21 protein-coding genes are annotated in these 21,991 nt (G+C 67.5%); 10 read left to right on the top strand and 11 right to left on the bottom strand.

The genetic code is table 11. The features are described 5' to 3' along the window. Positions 1-24: 24 nt before the first annotated feature. The 3 genes from A5701_RS08130 to A5701_RS08120 all read left to right on the top strand — a co-directional run bounded on the left by A5701_RS08130 (position 25) and on the right by A5701_RS08120 (position 2,139). Positions 25-828 carry a HugZ family protein gene (locus A5701_RS08130; protein WP_067750739.1) on the top strand — a complete coding sequence of 268 codons (804 nt, stop codon included), beginning with the start codon at positions 25-27 and terminating at the stop codon, positions 826-828. 140 nt (positions 829-968) lie between these two features. Further along, positions 969-1,679 carry a DUF899 family protein gene (locus A5701_RS08125; RefSeq protein WP_067750736.1) on the top strand — a complete coding sequence of 237 codons (711 nt, stop codon included), beginning with the start codon at positions 969-971 and terminating at the stop codon, positions 1,677-1,679. Further along, positions 1,669-2,139 (top strand): SRPBCC family protein, encoded by a 471-nt coding sequence (locus tag A5701_RS08120; RefSeq protein WP_067750726.1) that lies wholly within the window; start codon positions 1,669-1,671, stop codon positions 2,137-2,139. Before A5701_RS08125 ends, A5701_RS08120 begins: the two co-directional genes overlap by 11 nt. Before the next feature lie 20 nt (positions 2,140-2,159). On the opposite strand, the gene A5701_RS08115 is transcribed toward A5701_RS08120, so the two are convergent. Both A5701_RS08115 and A5701_RS08110 read right to left on the bottom strand, forming a co-directional pair. Next, complete coding sequence (locus A5701_RS08115) at positions 2,160-3,947, bottom strand: bifunctional diguanylate cyclase/phosphodiesterase (RefSeq protein ID WP_197504936.1); 1,788 nt, start codon at positions 3,945-3,947, stop codon at positions 2,160-2,162. A gap of 778 nt (positions 3,948-4,725) precedes the next feature. After that, positions 4,726-5,040, bottom strand: a complete 315-nt coding sequence (locus tag A5701_RS08110; protein ID WP_082950318.1) for a DUF732 domain-containing protein — start codon at positions 5,038-5,040, stop codon at positions 4,726-4,728. 198 nt (positions 5,041-5,238) lie between these two features. Here A5701_RS08110 and A5701_RS08105 point away from each other — a divergent pair, with 198 nt between their 5' ends. Next, entirely contained in the window at positions 5,239-5,799 is a 561-nt protein-coding gene (locus A5701_RS08105; protein WP_156669982.1) for an FKBP-type peptidyl-prolyl cis-trans isomerase, read from the top strand. Between the two features lie 25 nt (positions 5,800-5,824). Here the strand turns inward: A5701_RS08105 and A5701_RS28025 are convergent, their stop codons facing one another. Then, a complete protein-coding gene (locus A5701_RS28025) occupies positions 5,825-6,085 on the bottom strand; it encodes a limonene-1,2-epoxide hydrolase family protein (protein ID WP_231972791.1) in 261 nt (86 codons plus the stop codon). After that, entirely contained in the window at positions 6,082-8,331 is a 2,250-nt protein-coding gene (locus A5701_RS08095; protein ID WP_067750717.1) for a SpoIIE family protein phosphatase, read from the bottom strand. The genes A5701_RS28025 and A5701_RS08095 overlap by 4 nt, the downstream gene beginning before the upstream one ends. A gap of 281 nt (positions 8,332-8,612) precedes the next feature. Here A5701_RS08095 and A5701_RS08090 point away from each other — a divergent pair, with 281 nt between their 5' ends. After that, positions 8,613-9,245, top strand: a complete 633-nt coding sequence (locus A5701_RS08090) for a heme oxygenase (biliverdin-producing) (RefSeq protein ID WP_067750713.1) — start codon at positions 8,613-8,615, stop codon at positions 9,243-9,245. 30 nt (positions 9,246-9,275) lie between these two features. Here the strand turns inward: A5701_RS08090 and A5701_RS08085 are convergent, their stop codons facing one another. Both A5701_RS08085 and A5701_RS08080 read right to left on the bottom strand, forming a co-directional pair. Beyond that, the gene (locus A5701_RS08085; RefSeq protein ID WP_067750710.1) at positions 9,276-10,337 is read right to left on the bottom strand and encodes a hypothetical protein; all 1,062 of its coding nucleotides are present in this window, start codon (positions 10,335-10,337) and stop codon (positions 9,276-9,278) included. Between the two features lie 41 nt (positions 10,338-10,378). After that, positions 10,379-11,812, bottom strand: coding sequence for an FAD-binding oxidoreductase (locus A5701_RS08080; protein WP_067750707.1), 1,434 nt, complete (start codon positions 11,810-11,812; stop codon positions 10,379-10,381). 243 nt (positions 11,813-12,055) lie between these two features. Here A5701_RS08080 and A5701_RS08075 point away from each other — a divergent pair, with 243 nt between their 5' ends. Both A5701_RS08075 and A5701_RS08070 read left to right on the top strand, forming a co-directional pair. After that, entirely contained in the window at positions 12,056-12,739 is a 684-nt protein-coding gene (locus A5701_RS08075; protein ID WP_067750702.1) for a GAP family protein, read from the top strand. A gap of 52 nt (positions 12,740-12,791) precedes the next feature. After that, the gene (locus A5701_RS08070; RefSeq protein WP_067750699.1) at positions 12,792-13,562 is read left to right on the top strand and encodes a class I SAM-dependent methyltransferase; all 771 of its coding nucleotides are present in this window, start codon (positions 12,792-12,794) and stop codon (positions 13,560-13,562) included. Positions 13,563-13,572: 10 nt separating this feature from the next. Here A5701_RS08070 and A5701_RS08065 read toward each other — a convergent pair whose 3' ends face one another. Both A5701_RS08065 and A5701_RS08060 read right to left on the bottom strand, forming a co-directional pair. Beyond that, complete coding sequence (locus tag A5701_RS08065; protein ID WP_067750696.1) at positions 13,573-14,808, bottom strand: osmoprotectant NAGGN system M42 family peptidase; 1,236 nt, start codon at positions 14,806-14,808, stop codon at positions 13,573-13,575. Positions 14,809-15,030: 222 nt separating this feature from the next. Next, complete coding sequence (locus A5701_RS08060; protein ID WP_156669981.1) at positions 15,031-15,453, bottom strand: hypothetical protein; 423 nt, start codon at positions 15,451-15,453, stop codon at positions 15,031-15,033. Between the two features lie 397 nt (positions 15,454-15,850). Between A5701_RS08060 and A5701_RS08055 the strand changes: the two genes are divergently transcribed. Next, entirely contained in the window at positions 15,851-16,597 is a 747-nt protein-coding gene (locus A5701_RS08055) for a sensor domain-containing protein (protein ID WP_067750691.1), read from the top strand. 10 nt (positions 16,598-16,607) lie between these two features. Here the strand turns inward: A5701_RS08055 and A5701_RS08050 are convergent, their stop codons facing one another. Next, positions 16,608-17,489 (bottom strand): CoA ester lyase, encoded by an 882-nt coding sequence (locus A5701_RS08050; protein ID WP_067750688.1) that lies wholly within the window; start codon positions 17,487-17,489, stop codon positions 16,608-16,610. 128 nt (positions 17,490-17,617) lie between these two features. Between A5701_RS08050 and A5701_RS08045 the strand changes: the two genes are divergently transcribed. Further along, positions 17,618-18,541, top strand: a complete 924-nt coding sequence (locus tag A5701_RS08045) for a class I SAM-dependent methyltransferase (protein ID WP_067750685.1) — start codon at positions 17,618-17,620, stop codon at positions 18,539-18,541. Positions 18,542-18,549: 8 nt separating this feature from the next. Here A5701_RS08045 and zwf read toward each other — a convergent pair whose 3' ends face one another. Next, the gene (gene zwf, locus A5701_RS08040; RefSeq protein WP_067750681.1) at positions 18,550-20,055 is read right to left on the bottom strand and encodes a glucose-6-phosphate dehydrogenase; all 1,506 of its coding nucleotides are present in this window, start codon (positions 20,053-20,055) and stop codon (positions 18,550-18,552) included. Between the two features lie 165 nt (positions 20,056-20,220). Between zwf and A5701_RS08035 the strand changes: the two genes are divergently transcribed. Continuing rightward, positions 20,221-20,403 (top strand): hypothetical protein, encoded by a 183-nt coding sequence (locus A5701_RS08035; protein ID WP_067750677.1) that lies wholly within the window; start codon positions 20,221-20,223, stop codon positions 20,401-20,403. Here A5701_RS08035 and A5701_RS08030 read toward each other — a convergent pair. Then, positions 20,400-21,887 carry an FAD-dependent monooxygenase gene (locus A5701_RS08030; protein WP_304528221.1) on the bottom strand — a complete coding sequence of 496 codons (1,488 nt, stop codon included), beginning with the start codon at positions 21,885-21,887 and terminating at the stop codon, positions 20,400-20,402. The two genes, A5701_RS08035 and A5701_RS08030, sit on opposite strands and share 4 nt — an antisense overlap. Positions 21,888-21,991 lie beyond the last annotated feature (104 nt).

The following is a 21,991-nucleotide window of genomic DNA, read 5'->3' as shown; positions in this document are numbered from 1 at the left end:
GCGCCGGCTAGTAGCCTCGCGGTCGTGGCACTTCGCGACCATGGCGACCCCGACGGCGCGCCCTCCGCGCCCCCGCCGCTTCGGCCGCCGACCAACCCCACGCGGCCATCGGCGGCGGAGCAGGCCCGCACCATCGCGGCCGCCACCAACGCCGCCGCGCTGGCCTCGTTAACCCCCGACGGCGACCCCTGGGCGTCGCTGGTGGCCTATGGATTGCTGGGCGGGGCTCCGGTGCTGTGCGTGTCAAACCTCGCCGAACATGGTCGCAACCTGGCCGCCGACCCGCGGGCGAGCCTGTCCATCGTCGCGCCCGCCGCCGAACCTGACCCGCTGGCGGGCGGCCGCATCACCCTGGCGGGCAGGGTCGCTCCCCCATTGGCCGACGACCAAGGCGCGGCGCGGACCGCCTACCTGAACGCGGTGCCCGAAGCCCGCCATTACGTCGACTTCACCGACTTCACCCTGTGGGTGCTGAGCGTGCGCAGGGTGCGCTGGGTGGGTGGCTACGGCCGGATGGACTCGGCAACCGGCGACGAGTACGCGGCCGCCGCGCCGGATCCGGTCGCGCCGGCCGCGCCGAGGGCCCTGGCGCACCTCAACGCCGACCACAGCGACGCCCTGACGGCGATGGCGCGCGCGTTCGGCGGCTATCCGGACGCCGATACCGCGGTGTGCACCGGCATCGACCGGTACGGGCTGGACCTGCGCGTACACACTCCGCGCGGGGTGGCCTACACCCGCGTCGGGTTTCCGGAACGGCTGCATTCTGCCGACCAATTACGTTCGGCGACAGCTGATTTGGCCCGAAGTGCGGGGCGACCCGGATAACTGCCGGGCTCGGTTGCGCGGGGTCGGCAGGCCGGCCGAGGGAGCCGGTGGGTGGAGGTCCGCGGCGTGCAGCGATGAATTCTGCACGCTCCACCGGTCAGACCTTTCGGACCGACGAATTTCGAGCAAAGGTGGATCCCATGTCCGTACACACGACCCTGCCGCCCGTGGTCGATCGACAAACCTGGCGCGCGGCGCTCGACGAACTGCGCGAACGCGAGAAGGCGGCCACCCGCGAATTGGATGCGATCGCCGCCCAGCGCCGCCGTCTGCCGATGGTCGAGTTGCCCGACTACACCCTGATGGGCGCCGACGGGCCGATTCGCCTGGCGGACGTGTTCGACGGCCGCTCGCAGTTGATCGTCTACCACCACATGTGGTCCGACGGCGCGGAGTGGCAGTGCAGCGGGTGCACGGGCTTTACGTCGCAATTCACCCGCCTGGAGTTCCTGGACAACTATGACGCCCGGTTCGTCATCGTGACGAACGGCCCGATCGCAGAAGCTCTCGCCTACAAGCACAGGGTCGGCAACCGCATGGACTGGTATTCGTCCTCAGAGAGCCCGTTCGCCGCCGACATGGACGCGCCGCCCGGCGGCGGCTTCGGGGTCAACGTGTTCCTCCGCGACGGCGAGACCGTCTACCGCACGTGGCATACCAACGGGCGAGGCACCGAGCAACTGAGTCACACATTCGGGCTGATCGACATCCTGCCGTGGGGCCGCCAAGAGGAATGGCTCGATTCGCCCGAAGGCTGGCCGTCACGGCCCACCTACTCGGGGTGGCTCGACTCGCCCGCCATCGCGGCCGCCTACGGCCCCCGGACAGGTGCAGACAACGATGAACGCTGAACGCTACGTCGTTACCCGCACCATCGCCGCTACCCCGGCGGAGATCTTCGCCGTCCTCGCCGACCCGTCCCGCCACCAGAACACCGAGCCCACCGATTGGGTCCGCGATGCGGTGGACACCGACCCCATCACCACCGCGGGACAGATGTTCGCGATGAACATGTACCTCCCACAGGCCGGCGGCGACTACGTCACGCACAACCTGGTCGATGTCTTCGATGCGGAGCGCTCGATCGGCTGGAAGCCGGGCGTACGCGACGACGCCGGCAACCATACGGCCGGCGGCTGGTTCTGGCGCTACGACCTCGTCCCCAACGGCGATGGAACGGACGTCACCCTCACGTACGACTGGAGCGGCACATCGCAGGATTTTCGGGACCGCGTGGGCAAGATTCCGATCTTCGCTGAGGATTACCTCGCCGAGTCGCTGGCCTCGCTGGAGCGCTCGGTGGTGGGCTGATGACTCGGGGCGCCGATCGACTACTGTGCGGCCAGCGTGGAATTCGCTGAGACGCAGGAGATCTCGGAAGCGGGCAGCGGGCTGCAGAAGAAATTTCCTTGTACTGCATCGCATCCGTAGTCCTTGAGCCGCTGGGCGGTGGCGCTGTCCTCGACACCTTCCGCAACGGTGGCGATGCCGAACGCGGATGCCAGCTCGATGACCGAGCGTGCAATGGTGGCGGCCCGGTCGTCGTGCACGATCGGCGCTATGAATTCCCGGCCGAGCTTGATCTCGTCGGCCGGGAGTTCGCGCAGATAGGTGAGAGTGGCGTAGCCGCTGCCGAAGTCGTCGATCGCCACCCGGATGCCGTTTTCACGAAGACGATTGAGCACCGTTCGGGCCCTCGCAAAGTCGGCCACCATCAAATCCTCGGTGATCTCGATCGTGAGGCAACTGGGCGGCATCCCTCGCTCCGCGAGCACGGACATGATGCGGTCCGGCAGCGCATCATTGTCTAGAGACGGCGCCCCCAGGTTGATTGCGACCGGGATCGCTGTGCCCGCCGCGTACCACGCGGCAGCGTCGGAGACGGCCCGCGTCAGCACCAGATCGGTAAGCACATGTATCAGCCCGTGCTCGCGGACCAGCGGTAAGAACTCGTCGGGGCCCAGCACGCCGAACCGCGGGTGCTGCCAGCGCACCAGCGCCTCTACTCCGGTCACCGAACCGGTCGACATGGAGAATTTCGGCTGGTAGAGCAAGGTCAGCGAATCGTTCTCAATGGCCCGTCTCAGTTCGCCGAGCAGTTGCAATCGCGCGATGGCACCGGCATGTGGCGGCAACCCGGCGAGCTGCGCGTCCATCTCAGAGTTGAACGTCCGCACGTTGGTGGAGCTGGGCAGCCGGGCGTACGACCGTGCGGCATCGGCCTGTTTGAGAAGATCGCCCGGCGTCAGGGCCTGTGTTCCGGCCGAGGCCACGCCGATGCTCAAACGTACGTCCAGCCGGTGATCCTCGACGGCGACGGGTTCCTCGAAAGACCTTGCCAGTCCGTTGGCAACCTGCTCGGCCACGTCGGGACGGTCCTCGACCAACACCGCAAACTCGTCGCCCCCCATCCGCGCAACGGTGTGGCTGTCGCTGATGTTGGCCTGGATCCGCTCGCCGACGTCGCGTAGCAGTTCGTCGCCCACGTCATAACCCAGCGTGTCATTCACCAGCTTGAAATCGTCGACGCCCACCGTCATCACGCTGACGGGCACGTCGTGCTGAACGTGGAGGCGAAGCGCATGCGCCAGGCGATCGTTGAACAGGCGGTGATTTGCCAACCCGGTCAGCGGGTCCCGCAAAGCGGCGTCGGATACCGCGGCGAGGAGGCGTTGCTTTCGGTCCAGGAGCAAGATGTGGCGGGCCACGGTGGTGACGAACAGCACCACGCAGACCGAGAAGATGAACGCCTCACCCCGGTACGCCGGCCAAAAGTGCACGGCGGCAACGGCAATGGCCAGCAGCACGGCCAGGTACGGCAGCCAGAGCGCCGCTCGCGACGACGGTTGCGAAAACCCGAAGTCGGGCTCCGGTCCCGGCCGAGAAGTAAGACCGGACAGCGAGAAAAAGTACATGCCGACGGCCCAACCGAGAACGACGAGGTCGTTCGGTGCCCGGTCAGCATGATCCTGATAGGCGTGGACCACCCCGGCGGCGGCGATGATTCCCCATCCCAGCATCATCAGCGTCGGGGAAAGCTTGCGGCCCGGCTCGGCCTTGCGCACCACGATGAAGGCAGTGGCGACAAGCCCTAAATACACGCCGGCGGCGGCGGCCAACACCACTTGCGGGACGCTGAACGTCACTGCGAGTCGAGCCGTCCGCCCCAGCGGCAGAATGACGAGCACCACCAACAGCGACGCGGTGATGAGGATGCCGTCGAGGAGGAGGCCGATCCCGAATCGGGAGTCGTCGCGGCTGGGAATCGTGATCGCGGCGCCCAACGCGCACAGCGGCAAAATCAGGTAGCCCAGGTTGGCCGGAGAGAGGTCCGCGACCGGAAGAGCGCCTCCCAAGGCGACGTAGCACCACACCGCTTCGCCCGCGGTCCAACCGACCAATCCGGTAGACATGGCGGCCCAGGCCAGGCGCTGGCGGCCTCGAGAACCGTGGGCGGCTATGACCGCACACGCAATGGCGAGTATGCCCGCAACGACCGAGCCCGCCGGGGCGAGTACCGCCCGGCCCGGGGCGCTCGAGGTCAACAACGTCGCCGCGAACACGACGAGCCCGACGGTTGCCAACACGACCAGCACCAGTCGGCTCCGTGTCAGTGACAACATTCCCCTTACTCTGTCGGGCGTGGTTCGCAAGCAGGATAAGACACACCGCGAAAGTACTTCTGCGGATTTGCTTACCTGTTTCTCGGCCATTACGGAGCTGAACATCTCACCCGGGTCGAGTCGATTCGGCTAGCCGAAGGCCGCCTCCACGCGCTTCGCGCCGCGCGACAGGGCGCGGCCTGCGCAGCGCTGGGCGATGAGGCCCGCCCGGATCTGACTTCGACGAGAACCTTCTAGGGCTGCGGATGCGTCGGGCGGTGCCCCGGGAGCGTTGTCAGGTGCAAAGGGACGGGGCGTCGCACACATTGCCGGGGCAATAGATCGAATGTGCGGCATCGACCATGGTTCCGACGTCTAACAGGGTGACGCCCCGCGCGTTCAGGTGGGCGTGCACGTCGTCGGCGATCTGTTGGGGCGTCCAGCCCCAGGTGAGGTCGTAACAGATCAGGTGCGCCTCCCCGATGAGCGCCTCCTCCGTCTGCGGTGGCCAGGTCAGGCCGACGGCGTGCAGCTGTGCGAGGTAGGCGTCGTCCTGGGGGGTATTGGCAGTTGCGGTGGCGGCGCTGCCGACGAGGGCAGCGCCGGCCATCAACGGAATGCTCAGTGCGGCCAACCAGCGAGGTGAGGGCATTCGATTCGCTCCCTTTCTGCCGGGCCGCCATACCTGCGGGGCTCAAAGCAGCACGGATGAAGAATATCGAAAGCTCCGGAAGCTGGCTCGCTGAAATGACAGCGCGTTTGACGACCCGTGGGCCGGCTGCGCGCGATGCAAGGGGCGGTCGGTAGCGTGACGGCCGTGAAGTCTTCCGTGGTGTATTCCTGTGTCGCGGCCTGCGTCGCGGCGACCGTCTTTGCGATAGCCGCGCCGGACACCGCGCTGGCAGCCGGTTCATGCCCGACGGCGCCACCGCAGAGCGGTGGAACGCCCGACTGGACACTGACCGGGACCACCGGCAGCGTCGCGGTCACCGGATCCACCGACACGACAGCTCCGCGCGTGGACGTGACGCCCCCGTTCAGCGTGACCCAGACCCAGGTGCACACCCTGCACGCCGGAGACGGACCGGTGGTCTCACCCACGGCCACGGTGTCGGTCTGCTACATGGGGGTTAATGGGCGTGACGGGTCGGTATTCGACAGCTCCTACCAACGCGGCGCCGCCATCGATTTCCCGCTCAACGGCGTCGTGCCCGGCTTCCAGAAGGCCATCGCGGGACAAAAGGTGGGATCCACGGTCGCCGTCGCGATGACCTCGGCCGATGGCTACCCCAACGGTCAGCCCAGCGCCGGCATCGGCCCGGGTGACTCGCTCGTCTTCGCGATCAAGATCCTGAGCGCCTCGGGCTAGCTTCGCGCACCAAACCCCTTGGCGCTCAACTGTTCAGCGGTGCGAACATGAGCGCGGGATCGATGCCGAGCTGCTGAGCGACGTGCGTCGTGTCCCAATACTCCCGCCAGTACGTGATCGCGCCGTCGCGGACTCCGAAGAACGCCGTGACGTAGAACGTGACGGCGACGCCGTTCATGGCGTTCACATCGACGCGCTCGACGACGACTTCGTTCCTTGCGCGTCGGTGTTTGCCGAACTGTAGACGTAGACGCTCGTCTGCGTTCGGCTTCGCGAGAAAGCTCAGGGACGACGCAGGGCGACGATGGTGACGTCGTCTTCGATGTGGCCCGACGCCATCTCCGTCCAGATCCGGGACGCGGGTGGCTCGCCGGCGCGGCTCAGGGTCGCGGCCAACCGGTCGAGGCCATCGTCGATCGCCTCCCCGCGACGCTCCACCAGTCCGTCGGAGTACAAGACCAGCCCGTGCCCGGGCTCGATGGTGAACGTGCTCGGCGCGTAGGTCACGCCCTTGATGCCGATCGGTGGTGACAGCCGTATGGGCGCGGCGACGGCCGCCGGCACCCTGTTGGTCAGGAACGGCATCAAGTGGCCGGCCGACGCGGCCTCCACATGTCCCGAGGACAGGTCGACCCGGGCGGCGACGACGGTGGCGAATGCGCCGGGCAGCATGTGCAAGCAGAAGTCATTGAGCTGTCCGAGGGCCTCGGCCGGTTGCGCCCCGGCGAACAGCTGGGCGCGCAGGGCGTTGCGCAGCGCCGCCATGATCCCGGCGGCCGCGATGCCGTGTCCGGCGACGTCGCCGATCAGCACGATCAGCCTGCCGTCGCGCAGCTCGAACGCGTCGTACCAGTCGCCGCCGACGTTGTCGCCCGCGGCCGGCTCGTAGTGGGCGGACAGGTGCCAGCTCTCGAGCGTCGGGATCGCCTCGGGCAGCAGGCTGCGTTGCAGCGTCTCGGCCACCCGCAGCGCGCCCCGCGTGCGGCGATACAGCGACTCCACCAGATGGCGGCGCAATGCTCCGGCGGATTCGGCATCGTTCGGCGTCCACGGCTCGCAACGCCGGCGAACCACCTCGCGCCACCGCTCGAACGACTTGCGCGGGCTCAGCCTGACCGCCGCGCCCTCGCTGACCGCTATCGCCTTGTTGTGCGGGTCGCCGCCCCAGTCCACCGAGCGCAGCACCTCGCGCCGAAACCAGACGGCGTGCTGGCCATCGGGCAGGTTGATCGCGAGCGCGCCGGCGGCCAGTTGAGGATCGAGGCCGAGCCCGGGCAACTCGCGCGACAAGCAATCGGTCACGGCGACCTCGTCGTCCGCGCCGCGGGCCCAGCCCATGACGGCGGCGACCACCTCCGGCGGCGGAACCGAGCCGAGGGCCCGGCGATCGCCCTGAATCTCCACGACGACACCGTCGGCGGGCACGAGATCGAGCAGGTCGGGCGCCCCGAGCAGCGCCCCCGTCAGGGACTCGGCGTCGTTGAGCGTGGCGGCGGTCAGCTTGCCCAGCACCGCCTGTGCGGCCAGCCGCCTGTGCAGCTGCTCGTCTTCGAACCGGTCCACGAGCCGCAGCGACAGGGTGGAGCCGAGGAACTCCGCCGCCGCTCGGGTGCCGAACGGCGGCAGGTGGGCGCCGGCGTAGTGGTGGCAGGCGATGAGGCCCCACAATCTCCCCTGCCGTAGCAACGAGATCGACATCGAGGCGTGCACGCCCATGTTCTGCAGGTATTCGATGTGCATGGGCGAGACGCTGCGCAGCGTCGCGTACGTGAGGTCCAGCGGCATGCCGCTCGCCGGGTCGACGGACGGCACCAGCGGCGCCGGCGTGTAGTCGACGTCGGAGATCAGGCGAATCCAATTCTTCTCGTACAGCGCACGCGCCTGCGCCGGGATGTCGGTGGACGGGTAGTGCAAACCGAGGAAGGAGTTCAGGTCCTCCCGCTTGGATTCGGCGACGACCTCGCCGTTGTACTCCTCGTCGTAGCGGTACACCATCACCCGGTCGAACGCGGTCAGGTCGCGAACCGCCCGCGCGGCGGTGTCGTAGAGCTCGGGCAGCGTCTCGGCCCGGTTCAACTCCTCCACCGCACCCCGCACCGCCTGGTAGGTGTTCGGAAACGACACCGGCCGCTCGCCGTAGGCGATCTCGAGCTCCACCAGGAGCACACCGCCGAAGTCGTGGTGCACGATGGCGTCGAACGCGCGCGGCTCGCCGCCGACGTCGATCGAGCACTCGATCGGGTTGCGATGTCGCAAGTCGCCGTAGGTCCTGGCCGTCTGCTCGATGCGAGCGGCCTGCTCGGGACCGATCAGTGCCGACAGGTGCCGCCCCAGGACGGCATCCACTGGTCGACCGAGCAGGTCGCCGACGTTGGCGCTGACCTGCCGCACCTCGAAATCGGACTCGCGCACCACCGCGAGGACACCGCGCGGCTGGATGCTTCCCGGGACATGGATCGGCTCGCGCGCGCAGTTATCGAGGTCAATCGGCGTGCCGACCGGAAGGAGGTCGTCGCTCGGCGGGCTCTCCACCGTCCCCCGAAGGACACGGGAATCGCCGCTGTTCACGCAATCAGCTCTGTCGGTTCGCCGACGGGTGGCCGCCCGGGGCCCGATGTCAAAGCCCGATACCTAGAGCACCCAATTTATTTCCCCTCCCTACGCGCCGAGTCGAGATTCGACGACGACGCCGGTGGGGCCACCCCGTTGCTTGAGGCTCACCCGTTTCATCCGTGTCAATTACTCGAGCCTAGGCGTTGCGGTTGCCTCCGTCACCTTCATGCCCGCAATCGCCAAGGTAATCTGAGCAGGACATGCGCCCGATTGACAGTCCAACACGCGGCCGATTGTCGATCGCGATGAAGGAGGGGTCGGCGGCCGAACACGTCGCCGCCGAGCAGAGCGCTTTCATTTCCGAACTGCTGGCCGGCCGGGTGACCGCGCGCGGCTATTCCGAATATCTGCTTCGGCTACGCGTGGTGTACGCCGCCCTCGAGGACGCCATGCGGGCCTGTCGCAAGGACCCCATGGTCGCCGCCGTGTACGACCCGGCATTGGAGCGCGTCGCGGCCATCGACGCCGATCTGCGGCACTGGCGCACCGACGGCACGCGGGATGTCGACTCCCCCGCGGCGACCGCATACAGCGAGCGGATCGCCGCGCTGGCGTGGGGTGGCTCGCTTCTGGCCCACCACTACACGCGCTACCTCGGAGACCTCTCCGGAGGCCGGATCATCCTCCACGCCCTCGATCGCGCATTTGATCTTCGCGGCGTCGGGGTCGCGTTCTACGAATTCCCCATGCGGCCCAAGCCGTACAAAGACTCCTATCGTGCCCGCCTTGACGCGCTCCGCCCGAGCGCGCGCGACGTCGATCGCATCGTCGACGAGGTCAGAGTGGCCTTCGGGTTGAATCACGCACTGCTCGACGAACTCGCCGGCGACTAGCGCCCGCGGTGCCGCGATCGCGCGAGGCGCCTAGATGGGGCCCGGCAGCTCACCCAGCTCGGTCAATTCGGCGTGGACCGAACCGATAGCCGCGCGGTACTGGTCGTCAGTGAGCGTGTTGTTGTAGTAGCGGTTCATGCGCAGCTGGTATTGGAGATCCCTCAGCCGGCGAATGCGCTCCAGCCTGGCGGTGTCGCTCGCCGAGAACTTCAATTGCTCGGCGGTGATGCGGCCCGCCATGACCTGCTCGATGGGTTCGAGCCGGTATCCGCAGCCTTCGAGATACTCGAAATACGGCTTGAGGTATGGGCGTTCCCCGGCTCGCCAGTTGCCGCGGACGGCGTTCCACTCGAACGCGGAAAGAACCATCGCCAGGGTCACCACCGCCGGGCGGGTGTCGAAATCGGTTGATAGCTCGAGGTTCTCGTATCGCGCTTCGTCGGTCGTCAACAGTTGCGCGGCCACATCCATGCTGGCGGGGCAGTGCCGATCGGCCAGGTAGTAGAACTTCCGGGCGATGAACGCCTCGGTCCCGGGCGGCGGCGTGTGCCGCGAGAGGATAATCGTGCGAATCCAGTCCCGGCGCGCGGTAGCGATCGCGGCGGCGCGTCGATTCAGCTCATGCACCAGGGTCCAATCGGTATTGGCCTGTGCCGCGGCTTCGGACTGCAGCTTCGTCGGCTGGGCGCCGGTGTAGGTGGGGCCGGCCGTCAGTTCGCTGAGTGCCAGGGGGCGCGCCATATCCCAGGTCAGGTAGCGGACGTAGACGTCGAGGTCCGGGATTCGCGCCCAGCGGGCCAGCTCGCCCAACGTCGTCTTGCCTGACGCGAATCTGCAGATGTGGGGTTCTTGTTTGAGGTCATCGCGGGTGTAGATCGCGCCGAGCTCGCGTCGACGCCCCTGGTCCTCGGTGTCGACCTCGACGATCCACCCGGCCGGGCCGGCGATTCCCGGTACATAGCGGGTGATCTCAACCAGCAGGTCGTCGACGGTGGCCGACTCGGGCATGACCCAGAAGACCCGATGGGACTCGACGTCGTCGCCCATCGCCACGCTGTCGCGATCCAGCGTCACATTTACCGTGTCGGTCATGCTCGGGATTATGTCCCGGCGTCAGACGCGTACGCCATTCACTAGAAGTTGAGCCCCGAGAACATGATTCGGCCGGGATCGTACTTTTGGCGCACGGCGGCCAGCCGGGACAGGTTCGAGCTGAAATAGCGTGAGGCTGGTTGGTTCGCCTCGATGTAGTTGACGTATCCCCCGACCGAGTGCGGTTGCACGGCCTGGTGCGCGGTGTTGAGCCAATTCGTCGCCGCCGTCGCGTCGCCGGTCTCGACGTACCACTGCACCAGCGCGTACTGCCGGCGCCACGGGAAGGCCGTCGCGCCCGGTGCCACATCGGCGAGGGCGCCGTCCAGCGCGTGCATGATCGCCAACATTCGGCCTGCCCCTCGGGGAAAGGCGTTGACCGCCTGGGCGATGCCCTGGGCGGTGGCCGCATCGACGACGGGCAGCAAGTCGGATCCACCGACGTATCCCAGTGGTGCCGGGTTGAGGTTCCCGACGGCCAGGTACCTCACCAGGTCCAGGTAGTTGAACGTGTGATTCTCGGTCCCCGTCGGTTGGACGCCAACGGCTTTGGTGATGTTCGCGCCGACGGCGGCGCCCGAACCGGCCGGGCACGTCGCCATGATGCGGCAATGCGTTCCCATCGGGTCGACGGTGGCATCCGCCAGCGCCCAGCTGTTCCGGTCGGCGGTGCGAAGCCAGTTCTGCCAGCCAACCAATACCTGCGCGAGCGCCTCCGCCGGGAAGTTGAGGTTGACCACGTCGAGATCGGTGGTCGGAAACGTCGCGAACGTCAGCGCCGTCGTGACGCCGAAGTTGCCGCCGCCGCCACCGCGCAACGCCCAGAACAGGTCGGGGTTGCTGGCGTTGGACGCGGTCACCGCCTGGCCGCCGGGCAGCACCACCGACGCCGACACCAGCTGGTCGCAAAGCAGCCCCGCGTGCCGGGAGTTGGCGCCCAATCCCCCACCCAGGGCGTGCCCGGACGCGCCGACCGACGGGCACGTGCCCGTCGGGATGCCCCGGCCGGCGCCGGCCAGCGTCTGGTGCATCGCGTACAGGCTCGTCGCGGGCGTCACCGTCACCTGCCCGGTGGCGGCGTCGTAGTTGACGCCCCCGGGCAGCTGACGCAGGTCGATCACCATGACGCCGTTCGCCGTGGACGCCCCGATGTACGAATGCCCGCCGCTGCGCGGGGCGACCTTCAGGTTGTGGGCCGCGGCGAACGCCATGGCCTTCTGCACGTCAGCCGCGGACGTAGGGGTGACGATCGCGGCGGGCGTCGAGCCGTTGTAGTTGGTGTTGAACACCTGCTTCGCCGAACCGAACGCGCCGTTGTCCGGTAGTAGCACCTGCCCGCCGATAGCGGTCGACAGGCCCTCCCAGCCGGTGGGATTCGGCGCGGCGGTGGCCCGGGCAGAGCCGAAAACCGCGCCGGCGGCCAAGGCTCCGGCGGCTCCCCGCAGGAACGTCTGGCGGGATATTTCACGCGCCATTGCCGGGCACCCACGTCTGCCTCATGCCCCGCATTGTCAAACGCGCGCCGACCAAAGCCGCGGTGCACCGTGCCGTGTGACCGGATCGAGATCGATACGAGCCGCCCCGGTGATGCACAAACGCGAGCGCCCCGGACCGCCTCGGACGGACACGCCGCCCAGCGACTCGTATTCTCTTGCAGCATGACCGCCGCCTCGATGTCCGCGCCCGGCAAGCGCACCCGGTAGGCGGGGTCCAAGCGCGTGGGTGCTCTCGTGGTGGCGCTTGCCGGTCTGGCGCTTCTCGACTCGTTGAACGTCCTCAACGTGGGCGTGGTCTCGGCGGTCGTCTTCGACAGCCGGTTGCGCCGCCGGTCGCCGGTTCCGGGCGCCCTGAGCTTTATCGCGGGCGTGTTCGTCGTGACCACCACGTTCGGGCTGTGCACGGTTCTGGGTCTCAGCTTCTTGACCCATGTCGTCGGCTTCCACCTGACACCGGCCATCCGGTTCGGCGGCGAACTGGCGCTCGGCCTGCTGCTCACCGGCCTGGCATATTTCCCGCTGACCGCACAATCGTCGGCGCCGGGTTGGGCGCTGGCGGCGATGCGGGAGCGTCCCTGGCTGCTCGGATTCCTCGGGCTGGCGGTCGGTAGTGGACAAGCGCCAACCGCCATTCCGTATCTCACCGGCTTGGCCATGCTCGCGGCTTTGCACCCGCGACCGCCGCTCTGGCCATTGGCCATCATCGTCTACTGGGCGATCGCGCTCTCGCCGCCGTCGCTGATCCTTGCGCTGTCGATGAGAAAAACTATGCGGGCCAAGCGTATTCAGCGTCGGCTGGTGCGCGTACTCACCCGTTACGGCCCGATGTCGGTGCGGCTGTTGTTCCTGGTCTTCGGAATCGGGTTGGTGGCCGACGCGCTCGTCAATCACAGCGCGCTGTGGTGAGGCACAACTCTTTCTCATCTGTTGCCCAGCGAGCGGGCTTACCTTGGCGGATATGACCGATCGCCAGGAACGCGCGATGTCCTTCGGCTCGATCGCCGAGGACTACGACGGCTTTCGTCCCCGACCTCCGGAAGAAGCGGTGCACTGGCTGGTGCCGCCCCGCTGCGAGGTGGCAGTCGACCTGGGTGCGGGTACCGGTCTGTTCACCCGGGCGTTGCTGAGCAGGGCGGCGGAGGTCATCGCAGTGGAGCCCGACGCGCGCATGCGCGCGGTGCTCACCGGGCGCTCGCCCGAGGTGCGTGCCGTCGAAGGCACCGGTGAATCGATCCCGCTCCCCGATGCGGCCGTCGATGCGGTGTTCGTCTCGTCGGCATGGCACTGGATGGATCCTCGGCGCGCCGTTCCCGAGATCGGCCGGGTGTTGCGTGACCACGGACGATTCGGCCTGATTTGGACCAGCCGAGATCGTGAGGTCGATTGGGTCCGCGACCTGGACCTGCTTCCGGGCGAGGACACACCCGAGTCGGAATCCCCCGACCGCTTCCGCCGGCGACACGAGAACGTCGTGCTCCCCGATCCGCAGATCTTTCACAACGTTTCCCGCGAGACGTTCACCTTCGTGCGGACCATGACGATCGACGATGTCGTCGCGATGGTCGGCACGTACAGCAGGGTGATCATCGCGTCTGCCGACGAGCGTGCGGCGCGACTGGCCAATGCCCGCGCCGCCTTGACCGCGCGCTTCTCCGGCGCCGAAGCGATCGAGGTCCCGATGAAGTCCCGCTGCTGGCGCGCGGACCGAATCCCCCGCGGCCGCCGATAGGCGCCGCGCCTCAGGCCTGGGGCCCCTCCGACGGGGGCCAGTGCGAACCCGGCGACGCCTCGCCGGGCGAATCGTGTTCGCCACGGGCCAACGGCACCCACCGCTCGCTGGGGGCGGGCTGCTTGGACGACGGGAAGTCGCGCAGCTTGCCCGACGGCTTGGCGTCCCACTTGGCGAACGTCAGTGGCGTCTGCAGCCAGGAGTGCAGCAGGCAGTACACCGCCTGCAACGAATCCAGATGAGTGCGCTCCCACCCATGGCTTCCGTCGAGCCCGAACCCGACGAGTGCCGCGCGGGTGCCCGCACCCGCCTCGATCGCCGCGGCGGCGTCGGAGCGATAGAACCGGAATACGTCTCGCGCGCAACGGATGTCCTGCTCTTCGGCGAGCCGGCACAGTTTGCGCGTCAGGTGATAGTCGAACGGACCGTGCAGGTCGGCCATCGGTATCGTGACGCCGTCCTCGATGGAGTGTTGGCCCGGCGCGCACACCGCGTTGTCCACCGAGACCAATTCGGCGACGTCGGCGGGCAGGCCGTGGCTCGCCCCGTGGCCGACCTCCTCGGTGATGGTGATCATGACCATCGTGCGGTGCGGCAGCACCACTTTGTTCTCGGCGAAATTCTTCGCCAGCGCCAGCGCGATCGCCACGCCCGCCTTGCCGTCGAGGTGACGGGACACGATGTAGCCGTCGGCGGTCAGTTCCGGGCTGGCGATCAGCGCGACGAAGTCGCCGATCTGCAGCCCGAGACGGACCAGGTCCTCTCGCGAGTGCACCTGGCGGTCGACCCGGACCTCGACGTGTTCCCAGTCGGTGGGCTGCAGGTCGATCTCGTCACCGAAAGCGTGCCCGCTGGCCTTGAGCGGCAGGACGGTCCCGGTGATGAACTCGTCGGGATCGTCGGAAAAGATTCGCACCCGGGCGCCCGCGGCGAACCGGGCCGAAAAGGTGCCGACCGGTATCACCTCGAGACGCCCGTTGTCCTTGAGCCGACGGACCATGCACCCGATCGTGTCGGCGTGAACCACCAGCGCGCGGTCCGTCGTCGCCGACTCCCCCGGCAGCTCGGCGGTCAGCGCCCCGCGCCGCGTCAGCGAAAACGGGACGCCGAAGCCATCGAAGATGTCACCGATGAGCTGCATCACCGCGTCCGTCCGGCCCGCCGGACTTGGCGTCTGCAGCAGCGCGAGCAGCGTGTCGACCATCCACGTGCGGTCGGCCTCGGCCATGGCCGTGGTTTGGCGCACGGTATCTCCTCTCGAATCACCCGGGGACCGAATCAACCTACCGCGTGGCCGCCGTTGATCGACTGGCCCGGGCCGCGGGACCCGCGCCGTAAGAGGCGCGGCCGTCCTCCGCTGCCATCACGGTAGAGCACTTCGGATCCACGCGCCCGTTGGCGCAATCGGATTCGGCCACGCGAAGACGCGGGGCTTAGCCGACTACGCGCTGGACAGACGCGGCCGGCGTCAAGGGTTCACGTTGGGGCAGGCCTGCTTGATCCAGTTGGTGATCACGTCCCTGTTGCTGTTCAGATCGGCATCGTTGGGCTGTGCGCCGCCGGTGGTGACGAAGTGCTCGATGGCGGCCTTCACGCTGTCGGGTGGGCCGTACTTCTCCAGTGTGTCGGCGTACTTGCGCGCCTTCTCCGGGTTGTTGGCCACCATCAGGTTGTCCTTGGCGAAGGAGATGTCGAGGCAGGTGGATTGGTCGAACGACTGAGGCTGCGCGGAAGACGGCGCCGGCGACGTCGGTGACGGTGACGGCGCCTGCGAGCTCGGGGTCGCCGATTGACTGGTCGAGGAGGCCGTCGGCGACGAGTCGTTCGAGCATCCCGCTGCGATGATCGCGATCGCGACCAGTCCTGCGCATCTCATTCGGGCTCGCCGCATCGGACACTCCTCCGTCCCCCGAAGATGTGTTTGCTGCAAGCACCCTACCGGCCCGCGTATCGGATCGAAGCGGTTTGTGGGGTCTTCTTCACCTCATCGACACGTCGTGCGACAAGCGGACGGGCCATGAACCGCCCCTTTGTTGACCTAGGAAACCCTTGATCTGCGAACGCTTTCGTCACGCGGCGTCGTCCCGCGGGTGCGGTTCCGGTGTCAGATCGCCGAGTGTCCACGCGGGCTCAACCCGGAACAGCGGCTAAGTGCTGAACTGTTGAAGACTTTGCGACGAATCACGCAATTTGCTGTCGAAGCGGTTATGCTTCCGTCCACCTCTGAGCATCGGGCAGCGGATGCGCCGGTCGCGCGGGGGCCCGACGGCACGAAGGGTGAGCAACACATGCGCCAACTGACGACCGCGATGTCCGCCGCCGCCATCGGGATCCTGGTTGCCGCGTGCGGCGGCAGCAACGGCGGTGCTCCCGGCTCCTCGACCACGACGTCCACCAGGCCGCCGGTCGCGCAGGCGGCGCTGCCGGGCTTGCTGCTTACGTCCGCGGACCTCGACAGCGCCCTGGGCGCCACCGGATCGAAGAGCAAGGAAAAGAACGACAAGCTGAAGGACGACGCCGCGAAGCAGCCGTGGCCCGCGGGCTGGAAATTCCCCGACGACTGCGTCTACGCGATCGGCCCCGGGCAGGCTCCCGTGTATGCCGGTAGCGGCTACACCGCGGTGAGCGGCGACGACGAAACTGCGTCACTTCCCCCGAATTCCAACGAGCCGGACCCCGAGGTGGAACAGGTGCTGGTGCTGTTCCCGACCCCCAAGGAAGCCAACGCCTTCTACGCGACCTCGGCGCAGCGCTGGCCGGCCTGCGCCAACCGGCAGTTCACGACTCCGGCCGGGCAGGACACCCCGGAGACGGGCTGGCAGGTGGGACCGGTCTCCAACGACAACGGCACGTTGAGCACCACGCTGACGATGACAATCCGCGACAACGGCAACGTCCTGCTCACCATGACCGCTCAGCGGGCGCTGACGGTCCGCAACAACGTCGCGATCGATGTCAGCGCGATCCGCAAGGATCCCGCCGACTTGGCCGTCAAGCTCGCCGGTCAGATCGCGGGCAAGGTCGACAAGCAATAAGCCAGGACGGCTACGACGCGGATGCCACTTCCTCGATGATCTCGGCGAGGGCGAGGATCCGTTCGGCGTTGCGGACGTGCAGGCTCTCGATCATGCGACCGTCCACCGTGATGACACTCGTCCCCGCCGCCCGCGCCTCCCGGTAGGCCGTCACCACCTTGCGGGCGTCGGCGAGTTCCCGCTCCGATGGACCGAAAAGGTCGTTGGCGGGCCCGATCTGGGACGGATGGATCAAACTCTTGCCGTCGAAACCCATTTCGCGGCCCTGCCGCGCCTCGGCCCGAAAGCCGGCCTCATCGGTGATGTCGTTGAACACCCCGTCCAGGATCACCTTCCCTGCCGCCCTGGCCCCCAGCACCGCTAAGGACAACGCGGGGACGACGGGCGCGCGACCGGGCACGTGCAGGGCATGCAGGTCGTTCACCAGGTCGTTGGTGCCGATCACCAGCGCGGCCAATCGGTCACTGGCCGAGGCGATCTCTTCGGCCCGCAGGAAGGATCGCGGCGTCTCGATCATCACCCACAGCTGCAACGAATCCGGAGCGCCCAGCCTGCCCAAGGTCGCGGCCAGCGCCCGGACCTGCTCGCCCGACTCGACTTTGGGCACCAGCACGCCGTGTGCGCTCGTACCGGCCACCGCCGCCAGGTCCTCGTCGTGCCACTCGGTGTCCAAGCCGTTGATGCGCACCACGACCTCGCGGGGCGCGTAGCCGCCCGACGAGGCCGCTTCGCACACCGTCGCCCGCGAATCGGCTTTGGCGTCGGGCCCCACGGCATCTTCGAGGTCGAAGATGACCACGTCCGCGGGCAGCGATTTCCCCTTCTCCAAGGCCCGCGGCTTGTTGCCGGGCAGGTACAACGCGGAGCGGCGCGGGCGCAGGGTCGGTGCCATCGAGTGATTCGCTTCCTGTCGTCGGGCTCAACGGGTGCGTGGTGAGCGCGGCATAGGCAGAAAGTACCCTTCGGTCTTGGCGGTGTGATCGCGCAGGCGATCCGCGGGGATACAGGAGGGAGCGGCGAGTGTCATCACTTGGTTCGGCACGCACCGAAGGCGACAGCTGGGACTTGGCCTCCAGCGTCGGGGCGACCGCGACGATGGTCGCCGCGTCCCGCGCGCTGGCCTCCCGCGGGCCGGATCCGCTGCTCGATGACCGGTTCGCCGAGCCCTTGGTACGCGCGGTCGGGCACCCCTTCTTCGTCCGCATGCTGGACGGCGAAATCCCGCTCGACGACGACGATATGCCCTTCACCCTGCAGCAGCGTCGCGAGCAAATAGCCGTGCGCACCCGGTTTTTCGACGACTTCCTCACCTCCGCGAGCGGAGCCGGCATACGTCAGACCGTCATCTTGGCCGCCGGACTCGACGCCCGGGCATACCGGTTGGCTTGGTCGCCGGGCACGGTGGTTTACGAGGTCGACCAGCCCGAGGTCATCGCCTTCAAGAGCGACACGCTGGCCCGCCTCGGCGCCGAACCGACCGCCGAACGGCGGACCGTGGCTGTCGACCTGCGCGACGATTGGCCAACGGCGCTGCGCGACAACGGCTTTGACACGTCGGTGCGCACCGCCTGGATCGCCGAAGGCCTGCTTCCCTACCTGCCGCCGCAGGCGCAGGACCGGCTGTTGGACAACATCACCGCGCTGAGCGCGCCCGGTAGCCGGCTGGCCACCGAGAACATCAGGGACATGGCCGTGTTCACCGACGAGCGAGCCCGGGCGATGCGCGCCGCGTGGCGCAAGCACGGACTGGACATCGACGTCGCCGACCTGGTGTGGCACGGGGAGCGCCACCCCGCCGGGGAACGCCTGGCGGCCACCGGCTGGGTGGTCACCCCCTACCCCACCGAGCAGCTATACGCCGACCACGGCTTCGTCATGCCGGACAACGAGATCATCAAGCGGTTCCGGCACGCCATCACCTACATCAGCGCCGAGCTGGGCTGAATGCGCTCCTAGCGGTCGGGCTTGGCGTCGCGCCATTCCCGTTCGAACGGCAGCCGCCACGCGTTCGGCGCGATCAACTGGTGAATCGCGTTGGGGCCCCACGTGCCCGGCTGGTACATCTTGGCCGGCGGTGGGTCGTCGAGCAGCTCCTGCGAACGCTCCCACAGCGATTCGATGCCCTCGGCGGTATTGAAAAGTGTGTGGTCACCGCGCATCGCGTCCAGGATGAGCCGTTCGTACGCCTCCAGCACATCGACGACGGTGTCGATCTCCTGGGAGGAGAACTGCATGGACAGCTTGTCCAGCTTCATGCCGGGGCCCGGCCGCTTGCCGTAGAACGACAACGACACCTTGGAGTTGTCGGCCAGGTCGAACGTGAGGTGGTCGGGACCTTGAGTCCCCACCCCCGAGCCTGGCGGGAACATCGTTCGCGGCGCCTCCTTGAACGCGATCGAGATGATGCGGATGCCCTCGGCCATCTTCTTGCCGGTGCGCAGATAGATGGGCACGCCGGCCCAGCGCCAATTGTCGATGCCGACCTTGAGCGCGATGAACGTCTCGGTGTCGGAATCCTTGGCCACGCCTTTTTCGTCGCGGTATCCGCCGTATTGGCCGCGTACGACGTTGGAAGGCTTGACCGGCAGCATCGACCGGAACACCTTGTTCTTTTCTTCGCTGATGGCAAAGGGTTCCAGCGCCGTCGGCGGCTCCATCACCACGAACGCCATCACCTGGAACAGGTGGGTCACCACCATGTCCTTGTAGGCGCCGGTCTCCTCGTAGAAGTTAGCCCGCTGATCCAGGCCGAGGGCTTCGGGGATGTCGATCTGAATATGGTCGATGAAGTTGCGGTTCCAGATCGGCTCGAACAGACCATTGGCGAAGCGGAACGCCAGGATGTTCTGGGCCGCCTCCTTGCCCAGGAAGTGATCGATCCGAAAGATCTGGGATTCCTCGAACGTTTCGTGCACGAAGTCGTTCAGCGCGACCGCGCTCGCCAAATCGGTTCCGAACGGTTTCTCCATCACTACACGCGAGCGGTCGACGAGTTTCGCCTCACGCAACATGGAAATGACTTCTCGCGCGGCCTTCGGCGGCACCGACAGGTAGTGCAACCGCCTGACCTTGGGGCCCAGGTTGGCTTCGGCTTCGGCGACGGCCTCCGCCAGCGCCTCCGGCCCGCGGCCCTGCGGAATGTAGGTGATGATCTTCGCGAAGTTGGCCCATTGTTCGTCCGAGAGCTTGTGGCTACCGAACGAATCGATCGCCTCTTTCGCGATCTCCCGGAATTCGTCGTCGCTGATGTCTTCCAACGACGTCGCGACGATTTGGATGTCCGGTGCAAGCTCGGACTGGTCCAGATAGGCCAGCCCGGGGAGCAACTTGCGTTTCGCCAGGTCCCCCGTCGCGCCGAACAGGACGATGACGTGCGGGTCGAGCGATTCGGTTTCGTGACGGTGCGGACGCCCACCGGCCGCCGGGTACGAGATGGTCTGCGGTTTCTTATCGGCCACCCCTGCGATACTTCCATCGCCGCGGCGTTATGTCGCGTCCCTCACTCCCCGGGCCCCTTCAACGCGGCGTTTGGCGCCCGGGATGGCAGGATCACACTCCACGGCCGGTTACCGTCCGGCTGACGGGGTATGGGGTACCGGCGGGGCGGTACCCGACCACAGTCGATGGAAAGCGATATGACGAGACCGGACAAGGACCTACGGGGTCACTCGGAGGAGCTGGAAGACATCGTTGACAAGCTCGAGGAGAAAGTCGCCGACGATCGTGAGGCCGAAGGCGTCGCCGGCAAGCCCAGCGACCGCGAGCGCGCCCCCACTCGAGGCTCCACGGAGGAGCCGCCCGACTAAGGCCTGACCGCGGACGGCGCGCCGAACCAGGCGTCGAGCGCGTCCCGAAGCCCCGCACCGGTGGAACCGCCCACCCAGGCGACATGTCCGTCCGGCCGGATCAGCACCGCATCAGGGGCCTCGACCGCGCCGAGCGCCGGAAGCTCCCACCCACCGGCGTATTCCGCGTCGATCGTCTGGACCCGGCCGATATCGAATCGGCCCGGCTCACCGAGGTTGAGCAGCACCGGCCGGGCGCGGTGTAACAGCGAGTAGACCCGCAGCGGGCCGTCGGCGCTGACGACGTCGAGATCGGGCATTCGGCGTCCGAGCAGCGGGTGTCCGTCGCCGAGGTCGTAGCGGATGTCCAGGCCCGACATCATCGCGGCGAACCGTTTGCGTGGTTCGTCCATGCCGAGGACGTCGGACATGGTGTCGCGCAAGGCCTTGGTGCGGTCGTCGGGGCGCAGGAGCGCCATCTGCGCGACCGCGTTGCGCAGCACGCGCGCGGCGACCGGGTGCCGTTCGGCGTGGTAGGTGTCGAGCAGGCTGTCGGGTGACGTGCCGTCGACCACCTGTCCCAGCTTCCAGCCCAGGTTGACCGCGTCCTGTACACCGGTGTTCAGACCCTGTCCGCCCACCGGGTGGTGCACATGCGCGGCGTCGCCGGCCAGCAGGACACGCCCCGCGCGATAGCTCGCGGCCTGTCGCGCCGTGTCGGCGAACCTGGAAAGCCAAGCGGGACTGTGGATCCCGTAGTCCGTGCCGTAGACCGCGATGAGCCCCTCACGCAGGTCGTCCAGCGTGGGTTCGCTGTTTGGTCCCAGGTGCCGCTCGGTGACCATGACACGAACCGGCCCGCCGCCCTCGGACGCGGCCAGAGAATGGACGCCGAGCGCGTCGTGGCGAATGCCCCACTCGGGCGAATCGCCGGTGCCGTAATCCATTTCGACCTCTGCGAGCAGGTAGCTGGTCGTCGGCTCCCAGCCCGGGAAATCGATACCGGCGGCTTTCCGGACGACGCTACGGCCGCCGTCGCAGCCGACGAGGTATCCGCCTCGCATGGAACGGCCATCGGACAACGTGACGTCAACACCGCTGGCGTCCTGGGCGATGCCCGTCACCTCTTGTCCCCGATGCATTCGCACCCCGAGCTCGTTTGCCCAGTCGGCGAGGATGCTTTCGATCTCGTTCTGCCACAGGGCAAGACCGTACGGATGCCGGGTGGGAAAGTCGCTGATGTCCAGCCGAATCTGGGCGAACCCGGCGACCTGGGCGACCTGGCCCCGGGCGAGAAACCGGTCGGCGATGCCGCGCTGATCGAGCACCTCGATCGTGCGCGCATGCAGACCCCCGGCGCGCGCACCGATCAGATTCCGGTCGGGGCGCCGCTCGAGGATCGCCACATCGACCCCCGCCAACGCCAATTCACCGGCCAGCATCAGTCCCGTCGGGCCGCCTCCGGCTATCAGCACCGCATGTTCGACATTCCTGGGTGACAGCACTCCCAACCCCCTGCTGTAGAGCGAAAAATGGCTTCGGCCAGCGATTGTGCGGCATCACCCTGGCCTTGCCGCAAGCCCCCCAGTGCGCTATAGGTTGAGAGTGG

This window comes from Mycobacterium sp. E3305, assembly GCF_001666785.1.
Lineage (GTDB): Bacteria > Actinomycetota > Actinomycetes > Mycobacteriales > Mycobacteriaceae > Mycobacterium.
The sequence above is the reverse complement of the archived record's forward strand: the minus strand, read 5'-3'. Positions and strand labels throughout refer to the sequence as shown.